General features: G+C 71.4%; 16 protein-coding genes and 1 pseudogene. 12 read left to right on the top strand and 5 right to left on the bottom strand.

The genetic code is table 11. From position 1 onward, the window contains the following. Positions 1-28 precede the first annotated feature (28 nt). Together LMU33_RS09485 and LMU33_RS09480 are read right to left on the bottom strand one after the other, a co-directional pair. Complete coding sequence (locus LMU33_RS09485) at positions 29-709, bottom strand: 4'-phosphopantetheinyl transferase family protein (RefSeq protein ID WP_228619120.1); 681 nt, start codon at positions 707-709, stop codon at positions 29-31. Beyond that, complete coding sequence (locus LMU33_RS09480) at positions 657-1,562, bottom strand: metallophosphoesterase family protein (protein ID WP_228619119.1); 906 nt, start codon at positions 1,560-1,562, stop codon at positions 657-659. Before LMU33_RS09480 ends, LMU33_RS09485 begins: the two co-directional genes overlap by 53 nt. Before the next feature lie 321 nt (positions 1,563-1,883). Between LMU33_RS09480 and LMU33_RS09475 the strand changes: the two genes are divergently transcribed. Then, on the top strand, positions 1,884-2,993 hold the full coding sequence (locus LMU33_RS09475; protein WP_228619117.1) for an ATP-grasp domain-containing protein: 1,110 nt from the start codon (positions 1,884-1,886) through the stop codon (positions 2,991-2,993). Positions 2,994-3,115: 122 nt separating this feature from the next. Then, the gene (locus LMU33_RS09470; RefSeq protein WP_228619115.1) at positions 3,116-4,804 is read left to right on the top strand and encodes a carbohydrate binding domain-containing protein; all 1,689 of its coding nucleotides are present in this window, start codon (positions 3,116-3,118) and stop codon (positions 4,802-4,804) included. Between the two features lie 60 nt (positions 4,805-4,864). On the opposite strand, the gene LMU33_RS09465 is transcribed toward LMU33_RS09470, so the two are convergent. Both LMU33_RS09465 and LMU33_RS09460 read right to left on the bottom strand, forming a co-directional pair. After that, positions 4,865-7,909 (bottom strand): alpha-mannosidase, encoded by a 3,045-nt coding sequence (locus LMU33_RS09465; RefSeq protein WP_228619114.1) that lies wholly within the window; start codon positions 7,907-7,909, stop codon positions 4,865-4,867. Positions 7,910-7,953: 44 nt separating this feature from the next. Beyond that, positions 7,954-9,303: a 6-phospho-beta-glucosidase gene (locus tag LMU33_RS09460; RefSeq protein WP_228619112.1), complete on the bottom strand. Its 1,350-nt coding sequence runs from the start codon at positions 9,301-9,303 to the stop codon at positions 7,954-7,956. A gap of 124 nt (positions 9,304-9,427) precedes the next feature. On the opposite strand from LMU33_RS09460, the pseudogene LMU33_RS09455 reads away from it, so the two are divergent. From LMU33_RS09455 to LMU33_RS41635, 5 genes and pseudogenes are all read left to right on the top strand, one after another. Then, a pseudogene (locus LMU33_RS09455) lies at positions 9,428-10,141 on the top strand (DUF4981 domain-containing protein); the annotation flags it as partial. 126 nt (positions 10,142-10,267) lie between these two features. Then, entirely contained in the window at positions 10,268-12,094 is a 1,827-nt protein-coding gene (locus LMU33_RS09450) for a LamG-like jellyroll fold domain-containing protein (RefSeq protein ID WP_228619110.1), read from the top strand. Positions 12,095-12,203: 109 nt separating this feature from the next. Next, complete coding sequence (locus tag LMU33_RS09445; RefSeq protein WP_228619109.1) at positions 12,204-12,950, top strand: IclR family transcriptional regulator; 747 nt, start codon at positions 12,204-12,206, stop codon at positions 12,948-12,950. 181 nt (positions 12,951-13,131) lie between these two features. Next, positions 13,132-14,532: a glycoside hydrolase family 16 protein gene (locus LMU33_RS09440; RefSeq protein WP_228619107.1), complete on the top strand. Its 1,401-nt coding sequence runs from the start codon at positions 13,132-13,134 to the stop codon at positions 14,530-14,532. Positions 14,533-14,587: 55 nt separating this feature from the next. Beyond that, entirely contained in the window at positions 14,588-14,911 is a 324-nt protein-coding gene (locus LMU33_RS41635; RefSeq protein ID WP_308280765.1) for a hypothetical protein, read from the top strand. Between the two features lie 102 nt (positions 14,912-15,013). Here the strand turns inward: LMU33_RS41635 and LMU33_RS09430 are convergent, their stop codons facing one another. Further along, positions 15,014-15,919 (bottom strand): helix-turn-helix domain-containing protein, encoded by a 906-nt coding sequence (locus tag LMU33_RS09430; RefSeq protein WP_228619105.1) that lies wholly within the window; start codon positions 15,917-15,919, stop codon positions 15,014-15,016. Positions 15,920-16,065: 146 nt separating this feature from the next. Between LMU33_RS09430 and tkt the strand changes: the two genes are divergently transcribed. From tkt to LMU33_RS09405, 5 genes are all read left to right on the top strand, one after another. Next, positions 16,066-18,141 carry a transketolase gene (gene tkt, locus LMU33_RS09425; RefSeq protein ID WP_228619103.1) on the top strand — a complete coding sequence of 692 codons (2,076 nt, stop codon included), beginning with the start codon at positions 16,066-16,068 and terminating at the stop codon, positions 18,139-18,141. A gap of 31 nt (positions 18,142-18,172) precedes the next feature. Further along, complete coding sequence (gene tal / locus LMU33_RS09420; RefSeq protein ID WP_228619102.1) at positions 18,173-19,318, top strand: transaldolase; 1,146 nt, start codon at positions 18,173-18,175, stop codon at positions 19,316-19,318. After that, positions 19,315-20,922 (top strand): glucose-6-phosphate dehydrogenase, encoded by a 1,608-nt coding sequence (gene zwf, locus LMU33_RS09415; protein WP_228619100.1) that lies wholly within the window; start codon positions 19,315-19,317, stop codon positions 20,920-20,922. Before tal ends, zwf begins: the two co-directional genes overlap by 4 nt. Then, a complete protein-coding gene (opcA, locus tag LMU33_RS09410; RefSeq protein ID WP_228619099.1) occupies positions 20,919-21,845 on the top strand; it encodes a glucose-6-phosphate dehydrogenase assembly protein OpcA in 927 nt (308 codons plus the stop codon). Before zwf ends, opcA begins: the two co-directional genes overlap by 4 nt. A 1-nt stretch (position 21,846) precedes the next feature. Continuing rightward, positions 21,847-22,560: phosphoglucose isomerase-related protein (locus LMU33_RS09405; protein ID WP_504967690.1), on the top strand; the 714-nt coding region annotated here is incomplete at its 3' end.

Raw genomic sequence — 22,560 nt, 5'->3', positions numbered from 1 at the left:
ACCGAACACCGCGCGCCGCCGCCGGGTTTCAGGGATGCGGGACGACCACGGCGGTGGTGATCAGTCCGTCGCGCACGGCCCACCGGCCGTCGAAGACCTGGATCCGGCGGCCGCCGACCCGTGGCCCGGGGACGAGGAGTTCGGCACGCAGGGTGCCCCGCGACTCGTCGCCGGGGCTGGATTCGAGGGTCATGTCGGCCTCGGAGAAGTCCAGCCAGGTGCGGGTCAGGGGGAACCACGCCTTGTAGACCGACTCCTTGGCGCTGAACAGGATCCGGTCCCAGTGCACGTCGGACCACTGCCCGTGGAGCCCCGCGAGCCGCTCGGCCTCGGCGGGCAGGAAGACGGCCTCGCCGACGCCGTCCGGGAGCGCGCCGTGCGGTTCGGCGTCGATGCCGAGGGACGCCAGGTCGCCGGCCCGGGCCAGCGCGGCGGCGCAGTAGCCGTCGCAGTGGGTCATGCTGCCGATCAGGCCGTCCGGCCAGCGCGGCGCGCCCCGCTCGCCTCTGAGGACGGACTGCGCGGGCACACCGAGCTTCTCCATGGCGAGCCGGGCGCAGCCGCGTGCGGCGGCGAACTCGCGGCGGCGCTTGGTCAGCGCCCGTGCGACGAGCGCTTCCTCCCCGGGGTGGAGCGGGGCGTCCCACAGCGGGTCGTCACCGTGTGCCTCCACGGCCACGACCGACTCCGGGAGCAGCTCCTCGATCACCTGTTTCGACCTCCATCGGCAGGATGCGGCGCAGCCGCCCCGGCGGCTCCGGGCGCTTGCGCCATTCACGGGGATAGCCTACGGAGACCTCCTCGAAGCGGACTCCGTCGTGCCAGGTGGTGCGCGGGATGTGCAGATGGCCGTAGACCATGGTCGCCACGCGGAACCGGCGGTGCCAATCGGCGGTCAGCAGGGTGCCGCACCACATGGCGAACTCGGGGTACCACAGCACCTCGGTGGGGTGCCGGTGCAGCGGATAGTGGTTGACCGGTACGACCGGCAGGTCCGGGGGCAGCTCGGCGAGCCGGCGCTCGGTCTCGGCGACCCGCGCCCGGCACCAGGCGTCACGGGTCGGGTAGGGATCGGGGTGGAGCAGGTACTCGTCGTTGCAGACCACGCCGGTGCTCTCGGCGTAGGCCAGGCCCTCGGCCTTGGTGGCGCAGCCGGGCGGCAGGAACGAGTAGTCGTACAGCAGGAACAGTGGGGCGACGGCGACCGGGCCGCCGGGGCCGTGCCACACCGGGTAGGGGTCCTCGGGGGTGACGACACCCAGCTCGCGGCACAGCCCGACCAGGTGCTCGTAGCGGGCGACGCCGCGCAGGGTGACCGGATCCTTCGGGTGCGTCCACAGTTCGTGGTTGCCGGGGGCCCACAGCACCTTGCGGAAGCGGCCGGCGAGCTTCTCCAGGGTCCAGCGGATGTCGGCCACCGTCTCGGCGATGTCACCGGCCACGATCAGCCAGTCCTCGTCGCCGGCGGGCCGCATGTCCTCGACCAGGGAGCGGTTCTCCGGATAGCCGATGTGCAGGTCGCTGATGGCCAGCAGCTGCCCGGCCCCGGCCTCAGACTCCACCCGACTCCCCTTCCGATCATCATCCGCCGGGACCACGAGATCACATTCCCGGACAATCAGACAAGAGGGTCCCCAGCCGCCGTGTCGCGAGGGTGCGGCAGCGGGCCGGGCACCGACCGGACGGGCCCGGCGGGCCTCCTGGACGAGTCCCGGAAATCCGTAACATCCGCGTTGCACGCGCGGGCTGTCGAAAGCCGTATGATCGCCCCGACACCATCACCCCAACCTCCCTTTTCGCAGGGGTTGTTTGGCGTCCCTTCCTCCCTCCTGCCCGGGCACGGGCCGCTGAGCCCTGCCCGAAAACCCTGAAAGGCGGCCTGCATGCTCTCTCGCGTACGCGTCTGGCTCAACCGCACGTACGCGGAGAACGTGTTCTTCATGGATCAGCTGCGCAGAAATCCCAGCGATCGCGCGGTGGAGATCCATGCCACGCACGGGGACCCCGACTCCCCCGTCCTGGCCGCAGCCGACACCGCCGACCTGGAGCCGGAGGGCCTGTCCCCGGCCGCCTATGTCGAGTACGCGCTCGACCAGTGCGTCCGGCGCGGCATCGACGTGTTCGTGCCCCGGCTGCACCAGGCGGCCATCGTGCGGCACCGCGCGGAGTTCGCGGCGGCGGGTACGGCCCTGCTGGCGCCGACGCCCGAGGCGGTGGCCGTGTTCGAGGACAAGGCGACCGCGTACGAGGCGGTCCGCTCGGTGGGTGTCCCGGTGCCGCCGTGGTGGCGGGTGCGCACGGCCGACGAACTCCTCGCCGCCGTGGAGGAGTTGGAGCAGGCCGGGCACAAGGTGTGCTTCAAGCCGGCCGCCGGTGCCGGCGGGGTCGGCTTCCGGGTGATCACCCGCGCCCCGTTCTCGCTGGCCCACCTCGAAGGGTTCCCTGGCCCGTACGTCCAGCTCGACCTGGTCGTCGAGGCGTTGCGGCGGTCCGGGGAGCCGGTGGACTGGCTGGTGATGCCGCGCCTGGAACAGCCGGAGGTGTCGGTCGACTGCCTGACCGGGCCCGACAACCGGCTGCGGTTCGCGGTGGGCCGCACGAAGAACGGCCGCCGCAGGGGCTTCACGCTTGACGAGCGGTGGCTGGAACCGGCCCGGCTGATCGCCGAGGGCTTCGGGCTGCACCACCTGTCCAACATCCAGTTCCGCATGCTGGGCGACCTGCCGGTGCTGCTGGACGTCAACACGCGGCCCTCCGGGGGCCTGCACCAGTTGTCGCTGTGCGGGGTGAACGTGCCCTGGGCCGCCGTGCGGTTGGCGCTGGGCGAGGATCCCGGTGTGATCGTGCCGCCGTTCCTGGGGCAGGACTACACGGTGGTGGCGGGGCCGCGATCGCTTCTTCCGGTGTCACTTCCCCGGCAGAGGGATGCCGAGTTCGCCCTTCCGGCGGTGCCCGTGCAGGCGGCTTCGGCGGTGGAGGCCCTGCCCCTCTAGTCCGCCGGTATGGACCAATTCTGCGTCCGTCCTTGACAGCAGGATTGGTCCATACCAAATTCATTGGCGCACCTCCGCACACCCGTGCACTCCCGAACACCCCATCCCCACAGGGAGATCGCGTGCGCAATCCACTCGGACGTCACAGACGTCGGCTTCTCGCTCTCCTCGGTTCCGTCGCCCTCGCGGTCGGCGGGGCCATCGCCCTTCCGGGTACCGCTCAGGGGGCCAACATCCTCACCAACCCCGGCTTCGAGTCCGGCGGCCTCTCCCCCTGGACCTGCACCGGCAACCTCGGCTCGGTCGTCTCCTCTCCCGTGCACAGCGGCTCGAAGGCCCTGCAGGGCGCGGTGACCGACAGCGACAACGCACAGTGCAGCCAGACGGTCGCCGTCCAGCCGAACACGACGTACACCCTCAGCGGCTGGGTACGCGGCAGTTACGTGTACCTGGGCGTGAACGGCGGCGCCTCGACCTGGACGACATCGCCGACGGCGTACAGCCGGCTGAGTGTCTCGTTCACCACCGGTGCCTCGCAGACCAGCGCCACCATCTATGTCCACGGCTGGTACGCCCAGGGCACCTACTGGGCCGACGACATCGGCCTCGACGGCCCGGGCGGCGGCGGGGGCGGCGGGGACACGCAGGCGCCGACCGCGCCGACGGGCCTGACCTCCACCGGCAAGACGTCCTCCAGCGTTTCGCTGTCGTGGAACGCCGCCACGGACAACGTGGGCGTAACCGGTTACGACGTCTACAGCGGCGCCAACCAGGTGCTGACCGTCTCCGGTACGTCCGCCACGGTCAGCGGGCTGTCGCCCAGTACGTCGTACACCTTCACGGTGAAGGCGCACGACGCGGCCGGGAACGTCTCGGGCGCCTCCAACTCCGTCTCCGTGACCACGAACGCGGGCAGTGGCGGCGGCACCGGGTTCAAGCAGGCCGCGCCGTACCTGTACGAGGGCTGGGGCGATCCGCCGAGTCCGACGACGGTGATGAGCGCGACCGGGATCAAGTGGTTTACGATGGCGTTCGTGCTGGACTCCGGCGGCTGTACGCCCGCCTGGGACGGCAGCCGGCCGCTCACCGGCGGCGCCGACCAGAGCGCGATCAACGCCGTCCGGTCCGCCGGCGGCGACATCGTCCCGTCCTTCGGGGGCTGGCAGGGCAGCAAGCTCGGCGCCAACTGCTCCTCCGCGGCCGCGCTCGCCGGCGCCATCCAGAAGGTGATCGACGCCTACGGCCTGAAGGCCGTCGACATGGACATCGAGAACACGGACGAGTTCGAGAACGAGGCCGTGCAGGCGAAGATCCTCACCGCGCTGAAGACGGTCAAGGCCAGCAACCCCGGCCTGAAGACCATCGTCACCTTCGGCACCTCTACCACCGGGCCGACGTACTACGGAAACCGGCTGATCGAGCAGGCGCAGTCGCTCGGCGCGAACATCGACGTGTTCACCGTCATGCCGTTCGACTTCGGTGGCGGTTCGGACATGTACGGCAACACCGTGAACGCCGCGGAGGGCCTGAAGAACAAGCTGAAGTCGACCTTCGGCTGGGACGACGCGACCGCCTACGCCCACATCGGCATCTCGGGCATGAACGGCCTGTCCGACCAGCAGGAGACGACCACCCCGGCGATCTGGACCCAGATCCGCGACTGGGCGAACTCGCACCACATCGCGCGGCTCGCCTTCTGGTCGGTCAACCGCGACCGGCCGTGCCCGGGCGGCGGCGTGGTGAGCAACTGCTCCGGCATCAGCCAGAACAACTGGCAGTTCACCTCGATCACGGCCGGGTTCACCGGCTGACGGTCGCTTGCGGTACGGCGGAGGGCCGCTCGGCGGAGCGGCCCTCCGTCGCGTGCCGTCTCAGCGCCCCACGGCCAGGCGCAGCGTGCGCACCTCGAACGGACGCAGTTGCAGGGGTACGGCGTTCCCGTCGGCCCGGGCCGGGCCGAGCGGGCGTTCCAGCAGGTCGGTGACCTCGGCTCCGGCCAGCGGGAACCCGGTGCGCAGCACCCCGGAGGCCCGGCCGCCCCGGGACTCGTACAGCCGCACCACCACGTCCCCGGAGCCGTCGTCGGCGAGCTTGACCGCCTCCACGGTCACGCCCTCGCCCTCGGCGGCAACGACCGGCTCGGGCTCGCCCGCCGAATCTGCGATGCGCAGTGGCAGGTTGAGGGCATAGCCCTCGGCGACCGCGTCCTCGACGGTCGCGCCGGGCAGCAGGGCGTAGGTGAAGCGGTGCCGGCCCTGGTCGGCCTCGGGGTCGGGCACGCGCGGGGCACGGACCAGGCTGAGGCGGACCGTGGTGGTGGTGCCCCCGTCCTCGCGGACGGTGCGGGTGACGTCGTGGCCGTAGGTGGAGTCGTTGATGACGGCGACGCCGTAACCGGTTTCGGCGATGTGCACCCAGCGGTGGCCGGAGACCTCGAAACGGGCCGCCTCCCAGCTGGTGTTGGTGTGAGTGGGCCGCTGGACATGGCCGAACTGGATCTCGGCGCAGGAGTGCGGGGCGCGCAGATCGACGGGGAAGCCCGCCTTGAGGATCTTCTCCGTCTCGTGCCAGTCGATGTCCGTCTCGACGTCGATGCGGGCGCCTCCGGCGCGGACGGTGATCGTCTGCGTGATGCGGGAGCCCTTGCCGAAGGAGCGGACCACCCGGATCGCACCCGCCAGGGGGTGCTCCTCGACCACGGTGACGGAGTCGGCCTCCAGCAGGTCGGTGTAGCGGTTCCGGTAGTGCTTGTCGATGTCCCAGGCGTCCCAGCAGTTGGGCAGGTCCGTGTGGAGGCGGAGCAGGTTTCCCGGGCCGGCGAGGACCTCGCGGTCGGCCCGTAGATCGCGTACGGACGACAGTGTGCCGTCTGCGCCCACCTGCACCCGGACGATCCCGTTGTCCAGTGTGCGTCCCTCGACCGTCACGGGGTGCGGGGGTTCGGCGGGCGTGAGGGGTGCGGAGCCGCTCGCGGGCACCCGCACGTACATCGGTGCGCCCTCGGGGGTGCGGACCACCTCGGCGCGGTCGCGGGGGGCGGTGTTGAACACGCGGGGCCCGCCGGTGCCCAGCGCGGCAATCGCCTCGCCGGTGAGCTCCGTCAACTCCCTTGCGACGCGGGCGTATTCGGCCTCGGCCTCGCGGTGCACCCAGGCGATGGAGGAGCCGGGCAGGATGTCGTGGAACTGGTGCAGCAGGACCGTCTTCCACAGGCGGTCCAGCCTCTCGTACGGGTAGGCGTAGCCGGGTGCGTGCAGGGCGGCCGTCGTGGCCCACAGCTCCGCCTCGCGCAGCAGGTGTTCGGAACGGCGGTTGCCCTGCTTGGTGCGGGCCTGGGTGGTGTAGGTGGCGCGGTGCAGCTCCAGGTACAGCTCGCCCGCCCAGACCGGGGCGTCCGGGTACTCCTCGCGGGCCTTGGCGAAGAAGGCGTCGGGGTGTTCGATCTCGACCTTCGCGGAGCCCTCCAGGTTCTTCAGGCGGCGGGCACGTTCCATGATCTCGCGGGTGGGGCCGCCTCCGCCGTCGCCCCAGCCGAAGGGTGCGAGGGAGCGGGTGGCGCCGCCCTTCTCGGCGTAGTTGCGGACCGCCAGGGCCAGCTCGGCGCCGCTGAGGCGGGCGTTGTAGGTGTCGATGGGCGGGAAGTGGGTGAAGACGCGGGTGCCGTCGATGCCCTCCCACCAGAAGGTGTGGTGGGGGAAGGTGTTGGTCTGGTTCCAGGAGATCTTCTGGGTGAGGAACCACTCGTTGCCGGCGAGCCTGGCCAGCTGCGGGTAGGCCGCTGTGTAGCCGAAGGAGTCCGGCAGCCAGACGCCCTTGGTCTCGATGCCGAAGTGGTCCATGAAGAACCGCTTGCCGTGGACCAGTTGGCGGGCGAGGGCCTCGCCGCCGGGCAGGTTGCCGTCGGCCTCCACCCACATCCCGCCGACCGGCGCCCACTGGCCCTTCGCCACCGACCTCTTGATCCGCTCCCACACGTGCGGGTGGTTCTCGCGCACCCACTCGTACTGCTGGGCCTGGGAGCAGGCGAAGACGAACTCCTCGTACTCGTCGGCGAGCGCGGTGACGTTGGCGAAGGTCCGGGACGTCTTGCGCTTGGTCTCACGGATGGGCCACAGCCAGGCGGTGTCGATGTGCGCGTGGCCGACACCGGAGAGGATGTGCGCGCTGGCGTGGGCGGGCCTGGCCAGCACCGGGCGCAGGGACTCCCGTACGGCGGGGGCCGAGGCGGAGACGTCGTCCAGGTCGAGCAGGTCCATGGCGCGGTCGAGGGCGTGCATGATCTCGTGCCGGCGCGGTTCGTGCTCGCCGAGCTCCAGCATCAGTTCGCGCAGCACCTGCAGGTCGAGGTCGAGGTGCCAGACCTCTTCGTCGAGCACGGCGAGGTCGGCGCGCCGGAAGGTGTACAGCGGGCGGTCGCCCGCCGTCCGTACATCGCCGAGCGGGGTCGGGGCGGCGAAGCCGTTCGCGAGGACGTCCGGGTTGGAGGCCGCCTCCACCAGGTACTCGACCACCTCGTCGCCCGCCGCGGGGTTGGTGACCGGCACGTAGTGGTTGAGCGGGTTGACCGCCTTCAGCGGGGTGCCGTCGGTGCGGTGGACGAGGGCCTCGGCCTGGTTGCCGGGCCAGTCGCCGACGAACCCGAGGTCGATGACCGTCTCCACCCGCCGGCCGGCCCAGTCGGCGGGGACCCGGCCGCGCATCCGGAACCAGGTCGTCCCCCAGGGCGGACCCCAGGGGGTGTTCGTCGCGAACGGCGTGTACGGGGCGGCCGCGGCCTCCTCGAAGGGAACCGGTTCCCCCGGGGCCTGCCAGGCCTCCACCTCCAGGGGGACGCTTGCGGCGTAGATCGCGGGCTTGATGCGCTGGCTGTGGAGGCGTTCGACGCGGTCCTCGATCCTGCGACGTTCGTCGTGCATGGAGATCTCCAGGAGGGAGCGGCGAGCGATACTGGGGAAAGCGCTTACCGACTGTGCTCACTCAGGTACGCCAGGCCAGGATGGACCTCGAGATAGCCCTCGACCAGCCTGCGGGCCACGTTGACCGAGTCGACCAGCGGGTGCAGCGCGAACGCCTTCACGGCCGCCTGCCGGGAACCCGACTCGGCGGCGGCGAGCACCTCCCGCTCGACGGCCTTGACCGAGCAGACCAGCCCGGTGGCGTGCTCGGGCAGCGGGGCGACGGCGACCGGGTGGGCGCCGCCCGCGTCGACCCGGCAGGGGACCTCGATCACGGCGTCGCCGTCGAGCAGGGAAAGCGAGTCGCGGTTGCGCACGTTGAGGATCAGCGTGGTCCGCTCGTCGCGGGCGATGGCACGCATCAGGGCGAGCGCGACCTTCTCGTAGCCGCCGGACAGGTCCTCGGCCTCGCGCTCGCCCGCGCCGGCGCTCTCCCGGTTCTCGGCCATGTAGGTGGCCTCGCGCTCGGCGCGGGTGCGGTCCCACACCTCGAGCGCGGACCGGTCCGCGCGCAGTGCCTCCGTGTAGAACCGGGCCTGCTGGTCGCGCAGGAAGGCACCCCGGGTCTGCTCGGCCCGCTGGTAGGCGTGCACGGCCTCCCGGTTGAAGTAGTAGTAGTGCAGGTACTCGTTGGGGATCGCGCCGAGCGACTGCAGCCAGTCGACGCCGAACAGCCTGCCCTCCTCGAAGGAGCCGAGCAGGGCGGGGTCGGCGAGCAGGCGCGGGAGCTCGTCGCGTCCGGCGACGCGCAGGCCGCGCACCCAGCCGAGGTGGTTGAGGCCGACGTAGTCGACGAAGGCCTCCTCGGGGTCGGCGCCGAGGGCGCGCGCGATGCGGCGGCCGAGGCCGACGGGCGAGTCGCAGATGCCGATGACGCGGTCGCCGAGGTACCGGGACATGGCCTCCGTGACCAGTCCGGCCGGATTGGTGAAGTTGATGACCCAGGCGTCCGGGGCGAGTCTGGCCACGCGCCGGGCGATGTCGACGGCGACGGGCACGGTCCGCAGGCCGTAGGCGATGCCGCCCGCACCGACGGTCTCCTGGCCGAGCACCCCCTCGGCGAGCGCCACCCGCTCGTCGTCCGCCCGGCCCTGGAGGCCGCCGACGCGGATCGCGGAGAAGACGAAGTCGGCGCCGGCGAGGGCCTCGTCGAGGCCGGTGGTGGCGGTGACGCGCGGCGCGTCGGGGATGCCGGCGGCCTGTTCGGCCAGGACACGGGTCACCGCATGCAGCCGGCGCTCGTCCAGGTCGTGCAGGACGACCTCGGTGACCCGCCCTTCGGCCCGGTCGGTCAGCAGCGCACCGTGGACGAGCGGCACCCGAAACCCGCCGCCGCCCAGAATCGTCAGTTTCACGTCTGCACCCTTCCCCGAACTCCCGCCACGACCACTCGGCCTCGGCCCCGGACGCGGCCCCGGACCCCGAGAGGCCGGACCGGATGGTGACCGGGTCCACCGCCATCCCATCATTTCCGGGCGCGCGGACCACTGGGCGGCCACCGAGTACACCCCGGGCCTTCAGGGTGGCTTCATCCGGGAGTTCTGGGGCCACGGAATCCTGCGTCGCGTGAGCGAGGGAAGACCGGCCGGGCGCACGGGTGCCGGGCTGTACGACAACGGTGTCACCGCACCCGTCGGCGGCTGGACGTACGGCGGTGGCCTCGGCGGCGCGCCGTACGACGGCACGTTCGTCGCGGCAGCGGCCGACAGGACCGACAGGGCGCACGAGGCCGACGCGTCGGACTTGACGGTCTTCCGCGACCGCAGCGCCCGCGTCCCGAGGCCGGACGACCCGCAGCACCGCCGGGAGAACACGGCGCCGGTGCGGATCCGGTGCTACCGGCACGAGGGGATCGTCGTCGCCAACCACCGGCGTTTCCCTGGTCTCGCCGGGCTGGCGGCGACCTGGGAGCTGGCGCCGGCCGACGGCCGTACCCTGACCGCTCCGGCTGAGCTGCCCGATCTGCGGCCGGGCGAGACCGCGGCCGTACCGCTGCCCTTCACACTGCCGGAGGACGGCGGTGGGGTGTGGCTGACGCTGCGGGTGGTGACGGCCGAGGACGAGCCGTCGGCGCCGCGCGGTACCGAGGTGTGCGCGCCGCGGATCCGCCTGCGGGCGGCGGCGCCGGTGCTCACCCTGGGCCGGACGCCCGCCGACGGCGATCCGCGGTTCGACGCCCTCGTACGGAAGATCGCGCAGGCGCACCACGAGCCCTTCCTTTTGTAGATCCCTGGCCTTCTGGCCCGCCTGCCCCCTGGCCCCTGGCCCCTGGCCCCGCACGACTTCCCCTCGAAGCCCTCTCACCCTCACGGAGCACACGTGTGTACGTCGCATGACCACAGCCAGGGCGAGGCCGTGCAGGCCGGTGCCGGACGACGCAGTTTCCTCAGGGCCACCGCGCTGCTCGGCGCCGCGGCCACGGCCGGGGTCGCCGTACCGGCCGCTGCCGAGACGGCCGAGCGGGGCGGCCTGCGGCCGGACACGGACAGCCGCCGGTTCACGCTGGCGGTGATGCCCGACACCCAGTACCTGTTCGACGGCCCGAGCATCTACCCGGCGCCGCTCGAGGCCTCGCTGCGCTATCTTCTGGAGCACGGAAGGGACGACAACATCGTCTTCCTGACCCACCTCGGCGACCTCACCCAGAACGGCGCCGAGGACGAATTCGCGGCGATCGGCGAGGCGTTCGGGATCCTGGACCGCCGGGACGTCGGCTACAGCGTGCTGGCCGGCAACCACGACGTCAGGTCGTCCACGGACGACCAGCGCGGCGCGACGCCGTACCTGGACGCCTTCGGGCCGCGGCGCTTCCGGGACAAGCCGACGTTCGGGGGCGCCTCCTCGGACGGCTACAACACCTACCACCTGTTCAGGGCCGGCGGCCGTGAGTGGATGGTGCTCGCGCTCGACTGGCGGCTGTCGGCGAAGGGGTACGCCTGGGCCAAGGACGTGCTCGCCCGGCACCCGAGGACGCCGGTCGTGCTCACCACGCACGAACTGGTCGCCGGGGACGATCAGTTGTCGTCCTACGGGCAGCAGCTGTGGGACCAGCTGATCGAGGACCACGACCAGATCTTCCTGACCCTGAACGGCCACTACTGGCCCGCGGGCCGCGCGACCCGCAAGAACGCGGCCGGCAACGAGGTGCACCTGCACCTCACGAACTACCAGAACCGCTACTTCGGCGGGGCGGCGATGATCCGCCTCTACCACTTCGACCTGGACCGGAACGTCATCGACGTGGAGACGGTCTCGCCGTGGATCCTCGGCCGGGCCAAGAAGGGCCTCAACGAGCTGGAGCGGCAGGAGATCGAGCTCAGCGGCGAGGCGGACCGTTTCTCCGTCGAGATCGACTTCGCCGCCCGTTTCTCCGGCTTCGACCCGGTGCCGGCCCGCCGGGCGCGGCCGGCGTCGAAGATGCTGGTACCGGGCACGGTCGCCTACTGGCGTTTCGAGTCGCCCGTCTCCGGCACCGTCCGCGACCTCTCCGGCCGGGGCAACGATGTCACCGTGGTCTCGGTGGGCGGCGGGTCGCTCGGCTGGTCGGCGGACCACCACCCCGACCAGCCGGGCCACGGCAGCCTGGAGTTCCAGGGCTACAAGTCGCCGCTGAAGGGCGCGTATCTGCGGACGGTCGACGGCGCCCCGCTCAACTCGGCCACCTTCGAGCACGGTTACACCATCGAGGCGTTCTACTGGCTGCCCGCCGACTGGGACGCCTCGCACAACGCCTGGTCCGGCCTGGTGAGCCGCACCGGCCGCAACGGCTCCGTGGGCACGGTCACGGACGACCCTGACGAACCGCTGGCCACGCTGTCCATCTCCGACGGCCCTGGCCCGCAGTGGGCGGTCCACCCGCTCAACCAGCGGCAGCTCGCCACCAACTGGGGCGACGAGACCGCCCGCGAGACCTGGTGGCACCTGGCCGTGGTCAACGACGGACAGCACACGACCATGTACGTCCAGGGCTGCCCCGTGGCGCGCAACCCGCACGCCCCCGCGATCGGCATCGCCTCGTCCGGGCACCCCTGGCTGCTCGGCGGCTACGAGTACGCGGACAAGATCGACCAGATCCTGCACGGACGCCTCGGCGACGTCCGGATCGTCTCCCGGCCGCTGCCCGTCACCTCCTTCATGACCCACTGACCCGCCAGGGGATCCGTGACCGACATGACCGGGCAGCGGCTGCCTGCCCGGGCCGACGGCGTCGGTTACGATCCGGGCCACGACGTACGGCGACCGGGTGAGGTGCTGTGTGAGCGAGCGGTCCGCGGCCGACCGGCTGCTGGCGGTGCTCGCCGCGTTCGACCACGAGCACCCCGCCCTGTCCCTGACGGACATCAGCCGCCGGGCCGGGCTCAGTCTGACCACCGCGCACCGGCTGGCGGCCGCCCTGACCGCGTGGGGCGCGCTGGAGCGCGACGCGTCCGGGATGTACCACGTGGGGCTGCGGCTGTGGGAGGTGGCCGCGCTCGCACCACGCGGCCTGGGCCTCAGGCAACTGGCACTGCCGTACCTGGAGGACCTGTACGAGGCGACGCACGAGAACGTGCAGTTGGCCGTGCGGGACGGTACGGAGGTCGTCTACATCGAGTGGCTGTCGGGCCGTTCGGCGGTGGGCGTGCACATCCGGGTCGGTGCGCGCTGGCCGTTGCACGCCACCGGCGTCGGTCTCGCCCTCCTCGCCCACGCCGGCCCGGACCTGCAGGAGGAGTACTGCGCCGGGCCGCTGGCCGCCTTCACGCCGTACACGATCAGCGATCACGTGCGGCTGCGCCGTACGCTCGCCGAGGTGCGCCGGTCCGGTGTGGCGGTGAGCGAGCGTCAGGTGACCGAGGACGCGCTGTCGGTGGCGGCGGCGGTGCGCGGGCCGGGCGGGGACGTGGTGGCGGCGGTGTCGGTGGTGGTGCCGCGGGCGGGTGCCCAGGTGCCGGCGCTGGCTCCGGCGGTACGGCTGGCGGCCCGGGGCATCTCACGGGCGCTGGGCTGGCGGCCGGTCTGAGCTGGTACGGGCGGCTTCACCCCCTGAACTCCCCTGCGGATCAACGACTTTCTTTGTTTCACATCTTGACGACCGCAGGGGCGGGGAGCACATTGGCGGCACCTTGAGAGCGCTCTCAGTACGAGTGTGGGAGCGCTCTCACATCGCCCCGCACACTCCCCGTACCCACCGAGAGGCCCCCATGAGCGATTCCTCCGGCATACCCAGACCCCGCCCCCTGCGCCGTGCGCTCGTCGCCGCCGTCGCCACGCTCGGCCTGGCGGTGGCGGTCGCCACGGCCGCCACCGCCCCCGCCGGCGCCACCGCCCCCACCCCTCCCTCGGGCTGGACCCAGGTCTTCCTGGACGACTTCAACGGCGCGGCGGGCTCCGGCATCAACACCTCCAACTGGCAGTACGACACCGGGACTTCGTATCCCGGCGGAGCCGCCAACTGGGGCACCGGCGAGGTCGAGTCGATGACCTCCAGCACGAACAACGTCGCACTCGACGGCAACGGCGACCTGCTCATCACCCCGCGCCGCGACGCCTCCGGCAACTGGACCTCCGGCCGGATCGAGACCACCCGGACCGACTTCCAGCCCCCGGCCGGCGGCAAGCTGCGCGTGGAGGCCCGGATCCAGATGCCGAACGTGACCGGGAACGCGGCCGCCGGCTACTGGCCCGCCTTCTGGATGCTGGGCGCGCCGTTCCGCGGCAACTACCAGAATTGGCCGAGCGTCGGCGAGCTGGACATCATGGAGAACGTCCAGGGCCTGAACAAGACCTGGGCCACCATGCACTGCGGCACCAACCCGGGCGGCCCCTGCAACGAGACCTCGGGCCTCGGCAACTCCACGGCATGCCCCAACACCACCTGCCAGTCGGGCTTCCACGCCTACACCATGGAGTGGGACCGCTCGGTGAGCCCCGAGGCGATCCGCTTCTACGTCGACGGGGTCAACTACCAGACGGTCACGGCGAACCAGATGGACGCGACCACCTGGGCCAACGCCACGAACCACGGCTTCTTCGTCATCCTGAACGTGGCGATGGGCGGCGGCTTCCCCGGTGCCTTCGGCGGCGGTCCCACCGGTGCCACGGAGCCCGGCCACCCGATGGCCGTCGACTACGTGCAGGTCCTGCAGTCCTCCGGCAGCGGCGGCGGCACCACTCCCCCGCCGCCCGGCAACCGCGACGCCTACAGCGCCGTCCAGGCCGAGTCCTACGACGGCCAGTCCGGCATCAGCACCGAGACCACGAGCGACACGGGCGGCGGCCAGGACATCGGCTGGATCGCGAACGGCGACTGGGCGCTGTACAAGGGCGTGAACTTCGGCTCGACACCGGCCACGCAGTTCTACGCGCGCGTGGCGAGCGGCGCGGCCGACGGCGTCAGCGGACTGGTCGAGGTGCGCCTGGACAGCCGTGGCAACGCGCCCGTCGGCAGCTTCGCGGTCGGCAACACCGGGGGCTGGCAGTCCTGGAGGACGGTCCCGGCCAACATCGGCTCGGTCACTGGAACACACGACGTGTATCTGACCTTCAGCAGCGGCCAGCCGTCCGACTTCGTGAACGTCAACTGGTTCGACTTCGGCCACTGACCACCCGGCGCCGGGGGTTGACCTTCACGTGCGGGCCAACCCCTGGCGTCGCGCCGTGACCACCACAACGCGCGTCGCACGTCAGGGACTTCAGGCCCGCGCGGAGGCCGGGATGTGCCGACGGGTGGACCGGGATGCCTGTCCCCGCCCGCCCCGGCACCTCGGCTTCGGTTCGTCGCCGGGCGCGGGGCGGGTGATCGGCAGTGCGGACCCGGCGGCGAAGGCGGCCCGTCGTCCGAACGGCCGGCCCGGTTTCGACGCGGCCTTCGACCACCACGACGGCCCATTCGCCGACCGGTTGCGCAGGGCCGCGCCCGACGGGACCGACGTCTGCTTCGACAACGTCGGCGCCGAGCATCTGCGGGCCGCGTCGAGGTGATGAACGTACCCGGCCCTGTCGCGGTCTGCGGCGCCCCGCACCGGCAGTCCCCCTCCCCCGATGTGGCCGCCGTATGCCGTTGCCCGCCGCACGCTGAACCCTTCAGCGCAGTTCCGCGCGGAACGCGACCGGTGTCTGCCCGGTGTGCAGGTGGAAGAACTTGGTGAAGTTCGCCGCGTCGGGGAAGCCGACGGCCGCTCCGACACGGCCGATGGGCAGGTCGGTGTGGGCGAGGAGGCGCTTGGCCTCCAGGACGACGCGTTTGTCGATGAATCCCTTGGGGGTCTCGCCGGTGGCGGCGCGGACGGCGCGGACGAGGGTGCGGCGGGAGTAACCGAGGGCGTCGGCGTAGGCGCTGACGCTGTGGTTGGTGGCGAAGCCCTGCTCGACGGCTTCCCGGAAGCGGGTGAAGGTACTGTCCGTCCGCTGCCGGCCGGCCTCCGCGGAACTGGCCGCGAGGTGGGCGAGGCGCAGCAGGAACGCGGTCAGGGTGTGGCGGAGCACGGCGGTGTGCAGGCTCAGCGGGAGCGTGGCGGTGTCCTCGTACTCGCGGCGCAGCTGGTCGAGGGAGGCCTGGAGGGCGGCGAGCCGGTCGGGGTCGGGGTGCAGCAGGGGCGGGAGGTCGTAGCGGTACAGGCCGGTGGCCTCGACGGTGGCGCGCGGCAGGAAGCCGGGCTGCATGGTCAGCACGGTTCCGCGGTACACGGCCTCGCGGGAGAAGCGGTGGACCTGTCCGGGGCGGATCCACAGCAGGTCGCCGGCGCCGGCCTCGTACTCGGCGAAGTCGACCATGTGCCGTACGGGACCGTCGGTGAACAGCATGATGACGTGGAAGTCGATGCGGTGGACGCGGTGCAGGGGAGCGTCGGCGTGCCAGGTGCGGTCGGTGCCCATCGGGCCGATCTGCATGCCGACGCCGCCGACGGCCAGTTCGGTCGGGAAGGGGAAGGTCTTGATGCCCTCGCCGCCCGTACCTGACCCCTCACCTTGGGGCGTTCTGTCAGCCATGTCCTTTTCGTGCCGTCCCTGTCGCGCGATCACTGTCCCAGATTCACCACAGGCTGACACACCCCGACCTTTCCTCGAAAAAGTCAGACTTTTAAGTTTGAACGCGTCAAGCCAGCGCTCCCGCACTCAACGAGGACTTCTTGAAGATGACCACGCAGACTTCCGACGGCTTCGAGTGGACGGACCTCGACCGGCGTGCCGTGGACACCGCCCGTCTTCTGGCGGCCGATGCGGTGCAGAAGGTGGGGAACGGGCACCCGGGCACGGCGATGAGCCTGGCACCTGCCGCGTACACGATCTTTCAGAAGGTGATGCGTCACGATCCCGCCGACCCCGAGTGGACCGGCCGGGACCGTTTCGTGCTCTCCCCCGGTCACACCTCGCTGACCCTGTACACGCAGCTGTTCCTCTCCGGGTACGAGCTGGAGCTGGACGACCTGAAGGCGTTCCGGACGCAGGGCTCCAAGACGCCGGGTCACCCCGAGTACGGGCACACCGCCGGCGTCGAGACCACCACCGGACCGCTCGGCCAGGGCGTCGCCAACGCCGTCGGCATGGCGATGGCGGCCCGCTACGAGCGCGGCCTGTTCGACCCGGAGGCCCCCGCGGGCACCTCCCCCTTCGACCACACCGTCTGGGCGATCGTCTCCGACGGCGACCTGGAGGAGGGCGTCTCCGCCGAGGCCTCCTCCCTGGCCGGCCACCAGAAGCTCGGCAACCTGGTCTTCGTCTACGACGACAACCACATCTCCATCGAGGGCGACACCGCGACCGCCTTCTCCGAGGACGTGCTGAAGCGGTACGAGGCCTACGGCTGGCACACCCAGCGCATCGAGCCCACCGCCGACGGCGACATCGACGTCCCCGCCCTGCACGCGGCGCTGAAGGCCGCGCAGGCCGAGACCGAGCGGCCCTCGATCATCGCGATGCGCACGGTCATCGCCTGGCCCGCCCCGAACGCGCAGAACACCGAGGCCTCCCACGGCTCCGCGCTCGGCGCGGAGGAGATCGCCGCCACCAAGCGGGTCCTCGGCTTCGACCCGGAGCAGACCTTCCAGGTGGAGGACGCGGTCATCGAGCACACCCGGCGGGCCCTGGACCGGGGCGCCGAGGCGCACGCCGCCTGGGACAAGCGGATCGCCGAGTGGCGCGCCGCGCAGCCGGAGCGCGCCGAGCTGTTCGACCGCGTCAGCAAGGGCGAGCTGCCCGAGGGCTGGCAGGACGCGCTGCCGGTGTTCGAGGAGGGCAGGTCGGTCGCGACCCGCGCCGCCTCCGGCAAGGTGCTGCAGGCGCTCGGCCCCGTCCTCCCCGAGCTGTGGGGCGGCTCGGCCGACCTCGCCGGCTCCAACAACACCACCATCGACAAGGCCAGCTCCTTCCTGCCCGAGGGCAACCCGCTGCCCGAGGCAGACCCGTACGGCCGTACCGTGCACTTCGGGATCCGCGAGTTCTCCATGGCCGCGGAGATGAACGGCATCGCCCTGCACGGCAACACCCGGATCTACGGCGGCACCTTCCTGGTGTTCTCCGACTACATGCGCAACGCCGTCCGCATGTCGGCGCTGATGCAGCTGCCGGTGACATACGTGTGGACGCACGACTCCATCGGCCTGGGCGAGGACGGCCCCACCCACCAGCCGGTCGAGCACCTGGCGTCGCTGCGTGCCATCCCGGGCCTGAACGTCGTCCGCCCGGCCGACGCCAACGAGACCGCCGCGGCCTGGGCCGAGATCCTGAAGAGGCACGCCGTGAACCCCGCCCCGCACGGGCTCGCGCTCACCCGCCAGGGCGTGCCGGTGTACGCGCCGAACGAGGACGCGGCCAAGGGCGGCTATGTGCTGCGCGAGTCCTCGACCCAGGTCCCGGAGGTGATCATCATCGCGACGGGCTCCGAGGTGCAGCTGGCCGTGGCCGCACGCGAGCAGCTTCAGGCCGAGGGGATCGGCACGCGCGTGGTGTCGATGCCGTCCGTGGAGTGGTTCGAGGAGCAGCCCCGTGAGTACCGCGAGCGGGTGCTGCCGCCGGCCGTGAAGGCTCGGGTGGCCGTCGAGGCCGGGATCGCCCTGACCTGGTACCGCTACGTGGGCGACGCCGGCCGGATCGTCTCCCTCGAGCACTTCGGCGCCTCCGCGGACGCCGGGACGCTGTTCACCGAGTTCGGCTTCACCCCCGAGAACGTCGCCGCGGCGGCCCGCGAGTCGCTCGCCGCCGCGCGCGCCTGACACCGACGCCCGATACCGACCCGAAAGAAGAATGATCACTGTGACCGAAGCAATCGCGACCCCGGGAGCCCTCAAGCGCCTCGCCGACGAGGGCGTGTCGATCTGGCTCGACGACCTGTCGCGGAAGCGGATCACCTCGGGCAGCCTCGCCGAGCTCGTGGCGAGCGGGAGCGCCGTCGGTGTCACCACGAACCCGTCGATCTTCCAGGCCGCCATCGGCTCCGGCGAGGGCTACGAGGAGCAGCTCACCGACCTCGCCGTGCGCGGTGTGACGGTGGACGAGGCGGTGCGGATGATGACGACCGCCGACGTGCGCGACGCAGCCGACATCCTGCGTGAGGTGTACGACGCCTCCGGTGGCCGGGACGGCCGGGTCTCCATCGAGGTCGATCCGCGCCTGGCGCACGACACGGCGGCGACCGTCGCCGAGGCCAAGCAGCTCTTCTGGCTGGTCGACCGCCCCAACGTGATGATCAAGATCCCGGCGACCAGGGCGGGCCTGCCGGCCATCACCGAGGTCATCGGCCTCGGCATCAGCGTCAACGTGACCCTGATCTTCTCCCTCGAGCGCTACCGCGAGGTCATGGCCGCCTACCTGGCCGGCCTGGAGAAGGCCAGGGAGCGCGGCATCGACCTCGCCACGATCCACTCGGTGGCGTCCTTCTTCGTCTCCCGCGTGGACTCCGAGATCGACAAGCGGCTGACCGCCCTCGGCACCGACGAGGCCCTCGCCCTCAAGGGCCGCGCGGCCCTTGCCAACGCCCGGCTCGCCTACGAGGCCTACGAGGAGGTCTTCGCCTCCGACCGCTGGGTAGCGCTCGCCGGCGCCAAGGCGAACAAGCAGCGCCCGCTGTGGGCCTCCACGGGCGTGAAGGACCCCGCCTACAAGGACACCCTGTACGTGGACGAGCTGGTCGCACCGGGCACCGTCAACACGATGCCCGAGGCCACCCTGAACGCCGTCGCCGACCACGGCGAGATCACCGGCGACACGGTGACCGGCGGCTACGCGCAGGCCAGCGCCGACCTGGCCGCCGTGGAGCGGCTCGGCATCTCCTACGACGAGGTCGTCCAGCAGCTGGAGGACGAGGGCGTCGCCAAGTTCGACGCGGCCTGGCAGGAGCTGCTGGACGCCGTGGCCACGTCCCTGAAGAGCAAGGGAGTTGACGCCCGATGACCGAGAACGCCCCCGCCGCCGAGGCGCCCGCACCGCAGGCGCCCGCACCAGAGGCGGTTCAGGTCCCGGTGGCCCCGGCCGCCGACTGGGAGAACGCGCTGCGGGACGCCCGCGACCGCAGGCTCCCCCGCATCGCCGGTCCTTCCGGCCTGGTCATCTTCGGTGTGACCGGTGACCTGTCCCGCAAGAAGCTGATGCCGGCCGTGTACGACCTCGCCAACCGGGGCCTGCTGCCGCCGGGCTTCTCCCTCGTCGGGTTCGCCCGCCGGGAGTGGGAGGACCAGGACTTCGCGCAGCTCGTGCACGACGCCGTGAAGGAGCACGCCCGCACCCCGTTCCGCGAGGAGGTGTGGCAGCAGCTCGCCGAGGGCATGCGGTTCATCCCCGGCGACTTCGACGACGACACCGCGTTCAAGCAGCTGAAGGACGCCGTGGAGGAGCTGGACGCCTCCCGCGGCACCGGCGGCAACTTCGCGTTCTACCTCTCGGTGCCGCCGAGGTTCTTCCCGAAGGTCGTGCAGCAGCTGAAGAAGCACGGCCTGGCGAGCCCGCCGCAGGGTTCCTGGCGGCGCGCGGTCATCGAGAAGCCGTTCGGCCACGACCTGGCCAGCGCCCGCGAGCTGAACGCGATCGTGCACGACGTGTTCGAGCCGGACCAGGTGTTCCGCATCGACCACTACCTCGGCAAGGAGACCGTCCAGAACATCCTGGCGCTGCGCTTCGCCAACCAGATGTACGAGCCGATCTGGAACCGCAGTTACGTCGACCACATCCAGATCACGATGGCCGAGGACATCGGCATCGGCGGCCGGGCCGGCTACTACGACGGCATCGGCGCCGCCCGTGACGTCATCCAGAACCACCTGCTGCAGCTGATGGCGCTGACCGCCATTGAGGAGCCGATCGCGTTCGACGCGGAGGCGCTGCTCACCGAGAAGCTGAAGGTGCTGAAGTCGGTGCGGCTGCCGCAGGACCTCGGCAGGCACACCGTGCGCGGCCAGTACGCGGCCGCCTGGCAGGGCGGCGAGAAGGTCGTCGGCTACCTCGAGGAGGAGGGCATCGACGCCAAGTCGAAGACCGACACCTTCGCCGCGATCAAGCTGGGCATCGACAACCGCCGCTGGGCGGGCGTCCCGTTCTACCTGCGCACCGGCAAGCGGCTCGGCCGCCGGGTCACCGAGATCGCGGTGGTGTTCAAGCGGGCCCCGCACTCCCCCTTCGACTCCACCGCCACCGAGGAACTCGGGCAGAACGCGATCGTCATCCGCGTCCAGCCGGACGAGGGCATGACCGTGCGGTTCGGCTCCAAGGTGCCGGGCACCTCGATGGAGATCCGGGACGTGTCCATGGACTTCGCCTACGGCGAGTCGTTCACCGAGTCCAGCCCGGAGGCGTACGAGCGGCTCATCCTGGACGTGCTGCTCGGCGACGCGAATTTGTTCCCCCGTCACCAGGAAGTGGAAGAGTCCTGGAAGATCCTCGACCCGATCGAGGAGTACTGGGCGGCGCACGGCCGGCCGGCGCAGTACGCGTCGGGCAGCTGGGGACCGAGGGAAGCGGACGAGATGCTCGCACGAGACGGACGGAGCTGGCGCAGGCCATGAAGATCGACCTGACCGACACCACGGCAAGCAAGATCAACAAGGCGCTGGTGCAGGGCCGCCGCGCCATCGGCACCCCGGCCGTGGGCATGGTCCTGACGATGGTCATCGTCACGGACGAGGAGAACGCCTACGACTCGATCAAGGCCGCCGAGGACGCCTCGCACGAGCACCCCATGCGGACCCTGGTCGTCATCAAGCGGCACGTCCGCACCCTGCGCGACCGCACCCACTCCCGGCTCGACGCCGAGGTCCGGGTCGGCTCCGAGGCAGGCACCGGCGAGACGGTCGTGCTGCGCACCTACGGCGAGGTGTCCGACCACGCCGACTCGGTCGTGCTGCCGCTGCTGCTGCCGGACGCGCCCGTCGTCGTGTGGTGGCCGGTGGACGCGCCCGACGCCCCGGCCGAGGACCCGCTCGGTGCGCTCGCGCAGCGCCGGATCACCGACCTGTACGCCTTCGAGCGGCCGATGGAGGTCCTGGAGACCCGCGCCCGCAACTACGCCCCCGGCGACACCGACCTCGCCTGGACCCGGCTCACCCTGTGGCGGTCCATGCTGGCCGCCGCCCTGGACCAGGCCCGGGTGCGGATCACCTCGGCGGCCGTCGAGGCGGAGGCGGACAACCCCAGCGCCGAGCTGCTGGCCCGCTGGCTGGAGGCCCGCCTGAAGGTGTCCGTGGACCGCGTGGTCACCGCGGGACCGGTCGTCACCGCCGTACGGCTGGGCACCCAGAACGGCGAGATCCGCATCGACCGCCCCGAGGGCCCCCTCGCCACGCTGTCCCTGCCCGGCCAGCCGCCGCGCACCCTGGCGCTGAAGGTCCGCCCCACCTCCGAACTCATCGCCGAGGAGCTGCGCCGCCTCGACGCCGACGAGATGTACGCCATCGCCCTGAAGGGCGAGGCCGCCAAGGAGAACGCCTGAGATGGCAGAGTCCGAGTTTCCGAAGCTCACCAACCGGCCCGAGTGGACGGCACTCGCCGACCACCGCGCCGAGGGGCAGCCGCACCTGCGCGAGCTGTTCGCGGCGGACCCCGGCCGCGCCGAGCGGTACGTCGTACGGGTCGGCGACCTGTACATCGACTACAGCAAGCACCTGATCACCGACGAGACCCTGGCCCTGCTGCAGGAACTCGCCGCCGCCACCGACGTGTTCGGGCTCCGGGACGCCATGTTCCGCGGCGAGAAGATCAACGTCACCGAGCAGCGGGCCGTGCTGCACACCGCGCTGCGCGCCCCGCGGAACGCGGTGATCGAGGTCGACGGCGAGAACGTCGTCCCGAAGGTGCACGCCGTCCTGGACAAGATGGCAGGCTTCGCCGGCAAGGTCCGCTCCGGCGAGTGGACCGGCCACACCGGCAGGCGCATCAGGAACGTCGTCAACATCGGCATCGGCGGCTCCGACCTCGGCCCGGCGATGGCCTACGAGGTACTGCGCCCGTTCACCGCACGGGAGTTGACGTTCCGGTTCGTGTCGAACGTCGACGGCGCCGACCTGCACGAGGCCATCCGCGACCTGGATCCGGCGGAGACCCTGTTCATCGTCGCGTCCAAGACGTTCACCACGATCGAGACGATCACCAACGCGACCTCGGCACGCTCCTGGCTGCTGAAGGCCTTCGAGGGCGACGAGAAGGCC

This window comes from Streptomyces barringtoniae, assembly GCF_020819595.1.
In the GTDB taxonomy this organism is placed as follows: Bacteria; Actinomycetota; Actinomycetes; order Streptomycetales; family Streptomycetaceae; genus Streptomyces; species Streptomyces barringtoniae.
This window is presented reverse-complemented; position numbering and strand designations above follow the sequence as displayed.

Bases quoted from the DNA above. Each gene is read 5' to 3' on its own strand.
- LMU33_RS09475 (WP_228619117.1), top strand. From the start codon at position 1,884: ATGCTCTCTCGCGTACGCGTCTGGCTCAACCGCACGTACGCGGAGAAC.
- LMU33_RS09465 (WP_228619114.1), bottom strand. From the start codon at position 7,909: ATGCACGACGAACGTCGCAGGATCGAGGACCGCGTCGAACGCCTCCAC.
- LMU33_RS09440 (WP_228619107.1), top strand. From the start codon at position 13,132: ATGAGCGATTCCTCCGGCATACCCAGACCCCGCCCCCTGCGCCGTGCG.
- LMU33_RS09430 (WP_228619105.1), bottom strand. From the start codon at position 15,919: ATGGCTGACAGAACGCCCCAAGGTGAGGGGTCAGGTACGGGCGGCGAG.
- tkt (WP_228619103.1), top strand. From the start codon at position 16,066: ATGACCACGCAGACTTCCGACGGCTTCGAGTGGACGGACCTCGACCGG.
- tal (WP_228619102.1), top strand. From the start codon at position 18,173: ATGATCACTGTGACCGAAGCAATCGCGACCCCGGGAGCCCTCAAGCGC.
- zwf (WP_228619100.1), top strand. From the start codon at position 19,315: ATGACCGAGAACGCCCCCGCCGCCGAGGCGCCCGCACCGCAGGCGCCC.
- opcA (WP_228619099.1), top strand. From the start codon at position 20,919: ATGAAGATCGACCTGACCGACACCACGGCAAGCAAGATCAACAAGGCG.